We start from the raw sequence: 6,000 nt of genomic DNA on the forward strand, positions 1-6,000 counted from the left end.
GGCTCCGCATGTCCTGCGTTCAGGCGGCCGTCGTCGCCACGCTCTTCAGCTGAGGGGGCAGGGCACCGACGGCGGCCTTCGTGCTGCCGGGCGCGGCGCAGAACCGGTTCTTGCCCGAGCGCTTGGCGTCGTACAGGGCGTTGTCGGCCGCGTGGATCAGGTCGCCCACGGTATTGGCGTCGTCCGGGAACAGGGCGATGCCGATACTGGTCGACAGGCGCAGGGTCAGGCCCTGCACGATATACGGCTCCGACACCACTTCGATCAGCTTCGACGCCGGCTCGCGGGCATCGTTCAGGCCGCAAACCTCGCCCAGTACGATGACGAACTCGTCGCCGCCCACGCGCGCCACCGTGTCCTCCTTGCGTGAAGAGCCCACCAGCCGCTGGGCGACCAGTTTCAGGATCTCGTCGCCATAGGCGTGGCCATGCGTGTCGTTGATGGACTTGAAGCCGTCCAGGTCGAGGTACATGACGGCTGCCTTGCGGCCGTTGCGCAATGCATGCTGCAGGGTGGTTTCGATGCGGTCTTCCAGCAGGCGGCGGTTCGGCAAGCCCGTCAGCGGGTCGTGCAGCGCCAGTTCCTGCTGCTTCTTGCTGTACTGGGCCAGCTCCTTGTACAGCAGGCGCACCTCCAGCATATTGTGGATGCGCTTGTGCACTTCGAGCAGGTCGAAGGGCTTGCTGATGAAGTCGCGTGCGCCGGCCTCCAGGGCCGCGATCTTGAAGCTGGGCTGGGCCGTCAGGGCCAGCACGGGCAGGTAGCCGTCCTGTTCGATTTCCTTCAGGCCTTTCATGACCTGGAAACCGTTCAGCCCCGGCATCTGCAAATCCAGCAGGATCAGATCATAGCAATGCTGGCGATGCAGGGCACATACCTGATCGGGCAGCATCGTGGCCGTGACATCGGTGTAGCCGGCTTCGCGCAGGATCTCGAGCATCAGATCGACATTGTCCGCGCAATCGTCCACCACCAGGATCTTGGCATTCAGGATCTCATCTGGGCTGGGCATAGATTATCTCGCATTACGGGCTCCGGCGTTTCTTCGGCCTGGAGCGGAACACCAAGTGTAGCGCCGCAGGGTTCGCTGCGTCGCACGTATTGAAAAATTCTTTTCCAGGAGAAGAATTTTCAGATGCTGAAGTGTATCAAATTCGCGGGAGTTTCTTGTAGGACATTGCCGCGTGAGACAGTAGGAAGCCGGGCAAAAATCGTGTTTCTAGTAAATATTCGTTGTATTTTGGTCGCGGCGTACACAAAAAACAACAGATTGCTTGAAGCTATTTACGTTGCACCGCAGCCAGCCCGACGATTGCGATCAGTTCGGCCGGCTCGACCGGTTTCGACAGGTGGTCGTGGAAACCCGCCTGCAGGGCCCGCAGCCGGTCTTCCGGCTGGGCGAAGGCTGTCAGCGCGATGACGGGCATGGCACCCTCGCCGGCCATCCCGGCGGCGCGAAGCTGCGCCAGCAGCTCGAAGCCGTCCATGTCGGGCATGCCGATGTCGCTGATGACGAGCTCCGGACGCACGCGCGGCAGCAGTGCCAGCGCCTCGGGACCGTTTTTCAGGTTGCCCAGCGGCGCAGCCAGGGCCAGGGCCTCGCGTCCGCCTGGGCCCTCCGCATCGGCGCTGTAGGCCCACAGGCCGAAGTCTTCCTCGGCGACGAACAGCGTGGCCGTGGCATCGTCGACGCGGCAGTGCTTGACCTTCGGCGGCAGCGCCAGCCGGCGCACCTGGCGGTGGCCCTGCGCGCCCAGCAGCCATTGCTCGGCCTGGCCGTCCTTGCCGATCAGGAACAGGTGGTCCAGCGCCTGGCCGTCGCGGTACAGGCAGGCCGCCTCGATGCCGAAGCCGGGCGCCGGCAGCGGCGGCAGGTGGACCAGCCGGCCGTTTTCCACCCGCAGGGGCTGGGCGCGTTCCAGGTTGGCGTCGATGACGACGGCCAGCGTGCCGGCCGCGCCGGTACGCACATCGAGCTGGCGGCCCCGCAGCGGCATGCTGGCGGCCTCGCTGCCATCGGGGCGCAGCAGCTTCAGCGCGTGGCGGTCCAGGGCCAGCCAGCCGCCGTCCGGCAGCGCGGCCAGGTCGTGGGCGGCGCGGGTGGATGCCGGTGGCGCGGCCATGGCGCCGGCTGCGGCGAGCATCAGGAACAGGAAGGTGGTTTTCATCAGAACAGGCTCGCTTTCAGGCCGATTTTATAAGTGCGGCCGTATTGTTCGTACTGCACATTGCGTTCTTTCGTGCCCTGGTAGACGTAATACTTCTCGTCGTTCAGGTTGGCCGCCTCGAAGGTGAGCTGGACCCGCTTCGTCAGCTGCCAGGCCAGCGAGAGGTCGAGCTGCTTCTGCGCGTCGACGATGCGGTCCTGCGATGCATCGAGCACGTCCTCGCCCAGCTCCAGCAGGTAGGGCGACTTGTAGTTCAGGGCCAGCCGGGCCGACATGGGTCCCCGCTCGTAACCCACCATCAGGTTCATCACGCGGTCGGACTGCCCCGGCATGCGGATCTGGCGGCCGCGCCGCGCCGTGCCGTCGAAGCTGTCGATATCGGCCTTGGCATCAGTGAAGGCGCCGTTGACGCCGACCAGCAGGCCGTTGAACGGTGCCGGCAGCATGCGCAATGGCTGGTGCCAGGCCAGTTCGATGCCGCGCACGGACGCCTTGTCCCCGTTGGCGTACGAGGTGGCCGTCGTGTAGCCGGCCCAGGCGCCGCTGCCGGCCAGGTTGGTGGCGTAGGTGAAGTCGCGGATGGCCTTGTGGAAGACATAGGCCGATACCGTGCCGTCGGTACCGAGGATGCGCTCGATGCCCAGGTCCAGGTTGTGGGCCCGCAGCGGCGCCAGGTCCGGGTTGCCGATGGTGGCCTCGGTGGCGCTGTCCTGGCTGATGCCGGGCGCCAGCTGGCTGAAGTTGGCGCGCACGACGGCATTGGTCCAGGCGGCCCGCACGCTGGTGTGGGCGTCCAGTTCATAACGGCCCTGCAGGGTCGGCAGCCAGTTCGTGTACGACTGTTTGCTGTGGCGGTCCGTGATGTCGTCCTCGGCTACCTGCTTGCCGCTGGCGGCAAAGCGCGTGTGTTCGGCACGGGCACCGGCCAGCAAGGACCACGGGCCCCTAGCGAGGGTCGCTTGCAGGTAGAAGGCGTCGATATCCTCGTGCATCGCGTAGTCGTCCAGCGCCGATTCGGCTGCCAGCCTTGCGCCGGCGCGCGGCAGGTTGGCCACGCGGGCGCGCACCGTCGCGGCGTCGATGGCCGTGCCGATGCGGCCCAGCGGATAGTCCAGCTCCTGGCCGCCGGTGAAGCCGGCCAGCGACGTGGCGCCGGCGCCCCAGTAGTTGCCGCTCGATGCCTTGCTGCTGTTGTAGGCCCACTGGTTGGTATCGTTGTCCTTGTCGCGGCGGCTCGCCTTCATGCCCCCCTTGATTGCCGCCTGCCAGTCGGCCACGTCGAACTTTCGGGTCAGGTCGAACCGTGCGTGCTTCTCGCGGTCGTTGGAATCGCGTTGCTGCAGGGTGATGCCGTTCAGCGCGAAGCTGGCCGGGTCGTACACGGATGCGGGGGCGAGCAGGTGCGGCCGTTCGCCGTTCGTGTAGCCGATGCCGGCGAAGTTGGCGGTGCCCCGGAAGCGCGCGTCGTTGATGCTTTCCGGCGTGTCTTCGTCGGCCCGGCTGGCGGCAGCCTCGACGTGCAGCTGCCAGGCGTCCCACTGCTGCTCGGTGCTGGCCACCAGCGAGCGGATCTCCTGTGTATATTTGCGCTGGCGCAGGCGGCGCTCGACCCGGGCCGTATCGGTCACGCCATCCGCCAGTGCGTCGTTCTTGACGTTGCCGACCGTGAGGCGGTCGCGCACCTCGTCGTCGGAAAAGCGGCTGGCGAAGGTGCGCAGCGCGTAGCTGCTGCCGGCCGCCGGGCGGTAATCGACGTTCAGCGCGGCCGCATAGCGTTCGCGCACGGGCAGGTAGTCGCGCAGTTCGAAGCCTTCCAGGCCGTCGTCGCTCCAGGCGCCGCCCGTCTCGACATTGTCCGAGCCGAACTTTCGCTTTTCACCCGACAGGCCGCCGGCCACGCCCAGTTTGCCGTCCATGAAACGCCGGGCCCACAGCAGGCCGGCCGATGGACTGGTCTTGCCCGTGTTGTCGTCATGGCTTGCGCCCGCGCTGATGGCAAGCTGGGTGCCCGGCAGGTCGAAGGCGGACAGCGTCTTCACTTCCACCGTGCCGCCCAGCGAGTTGGCGTCCTGGTCCGGCGTCAGGGTCTTCGATACTTCCAGGGTGCGGATCAGGCCCGCCGGCAGCACGTCCAGCGCCACGGCTCGGCGTCCCGCCTCGGGCGAGGGCACCAGCGCGCCGTTGATGGTGACGGCGTTCAGGTCCGGGCCCAGGCCGCGCACGGTGACGTAGCGGCCTTCGCCCTGGTCGCGCTGCACGGCCACGCCGGGCAGGCGGGCCAGCGCCTCGGCGGCGTTCTTGTCGGGCAGGCCGCCGATATCGTCGCTGCTGACGACGCTGACGATATGGTCGGCCTTTTCCTGGGCCGCGATGGCGCGCGCCAGGCTGGCACGCTGGCCGGAGATGACGACGGCGCCGGCCAGCAATGCGTCGTCGGCCGGCGGTGCGTCGGCGGCGTGGCCGGGCAGGGCGGCGATGATGCTGGCGGCAAGGATGGTCAGGCGAATGGCCGGAGTGGTGGGTCGCATGGTCTGTGCTGGTGGTTGAAGTGGGGCGGATTCTAGGCAGGCCATGTGACGTTTCCATGACAGGTGCGCCCGGCCTGCGGCGCTTTCCCCGGCAAATGAGAGCAAACGACAGCAAATGAGCTGAAATGACCCGGGCCCTTGCCGGGGACCAGGGGCCGGGGGCCGCAACGCAGGGCCTCGCCCGTCTTTCGGTGAGCCGTTTGCACCCGGCGGCCTTGTCATCATGCCGTCATGCGGCGCCCTTACCCTTGCCGGTCCGACCACGATTTGCCCTGCCATGCCCGCTCAACGCCATGCCGTCATCGTCGCCGCCGCACTGGGCGCCTGCTTCCTGATGTACGCCGTCTTCGGCGTGGCCAAGGAGGTGGCCGAATGGCGGATCATGGATATCGTCGGCGAGGGCGGCACGGCGCTGGTGGCGCTGGCCTGGACCCTGATCGTGCTGACCAGCCGGCCCGGCGGGCGGGTGACGCGGCTGCTGGCGCTGGGGCTGGGCGCCATCATGCTGGGCTCCTGGGCCGACTGCCTGGACGAGTTCTACCGCGTCGACAAGGCGGCCCTGTGGGACAACGCCCTGGAAGCGCTGGTGCCGGCCGGGATGGCCGTGCTGACGGCCGGCCTGTTCTCCTGGCGCCAGGAACAGGAGCGCCTGACCGAGCACCTGCAAAAGCGCGAGCGCCTGTTCCGCCAGCACCGCGGCTTCGACAAGGTGACGCAGCTGGCCGGCGCGGCCTACCTGCGCGAGCAGCTGCGGCGCGAACAGGCTGCCCACCCGCAGGGGCAGTGCGCACTGGTGCTGCTCGACATCGACCGCTTCCACGCCATCAACCGCGAACACGGCCGGGCCGAGGGCGACCGCGTGCTGCAGGCGGTCAGCCATATGCTGCTGCTGAACCTGCGCAACGACGACCTGCTGTGCCGCTACGCGGGCGACCGCTTCGCCGTGCTGATGCCGGGACTGGACGAGCAGGCCGCGCGCGGCGTGGCTTCGCACCTGTGCGCGATGGTCGAAGGGATGCACCATCACGCCGGCACCGTGCGCCTGCCATTGACCCTGCGGCATGGCTGCGCCGGCGCCTCCGCCTTGGCGACCGGCGGCGCCGGCGGCGTCGATGCCGTGCTGGCCGACCTGGCGCGCCGCATCGACACGGCCACCGCATGATCGCGTGGCGGCTCGCCAGCGATGCCACCATCCCGGCGCAATTGCAGCCGGCGCAGATCCTCGACTACGCGCGCAGCCGCGATGCGCCGGACGCGACGCTGCTGCGCGGTACCGGCCTGGCCGCGCCGATGCCGGCCGGGCC

At 68.0% G+C, this 6,000-nt stretch carries 4 protein-coding genes; 1 reads left to right on the forward strand and 3 read right to left on the reverse strand.

Annotated features, from left to right (window positions below):
- Positions 1 to 19: 19 nt before the first annotated feature.
- The 3 genes from GM672_RS21945 to GM672_RS21955 all read right to left on the reverse strand — a co-directional run bounded on the left by GM672_RS21945 (position 20) and on the right by GM672_RS21955 (position 4,696).
- Complete coding sequence (locus GM672_RS21945; RefSeq protein WP_155472665.1) at positions 20 to 1,012, reverse strand: diguanylate cyclase domain-containing protein; 993 nt, start codon at positions 1,010 to 1,012, stop codon at positions 20 to 22.
- Between the two features lie 268 nt (positions 1,013 to 1,280).
- On the reverse strand, positions 1,281 to 2,168 hold the full coding sequence (locus GM672_RS28980) for a response regulator (protein WP_211517406.1): 888 nt from the start codon (positions 2,166 to 2,168) through the stop codon (positions 1,281 to 1,283).
- Positions 2,168 to 4,696: a TonB-dependent receptor gene (locus GM672_RS21955; protein ID WP_155472666.1), complete on the reverse strand. Its 2,529-nt coding sequence runs from the start codon at positions 4,694 to 4,696 to the stop codon at positions 2,168 to 2,170. Before GM672_RS21955 ends, GM672_RS28980 begins: the two co-directional genes overlap by 1 nt.
- A 277-nt stretch (positions 4,697 to 4,973) precedes the next feature.
- On the opposite strand from GM672_RS21955, the gene GM672_RS21960 reads away from it, so the two are divergent.
- Positions 4,974 to 5,858, forward strand: a complete 885-nt coding sequence (locus tag GM672_RS21960) for a GGDEF domain-containing protein (RefSeq protein ID WP_155472667.1) — start codon at positions 4,974 to 4,976, stop codon at positions 5,856 to 5,858.
- Positions 5,859 to 6,000: the final 142 nt, after the last annotated feature.

Origin of the sequence: Pseudoduganella buxea, assembly GCF_009720835.1 — a bacterium.
In the GTDB taxonomy this organism is placed as follows: domain Bacteria; phylum Pseudomonadota; class Gammaproteobacteria; order Burkholderiales; family Burkholderiaceae_D; genus Rugamonas; species Rugamonas buxea.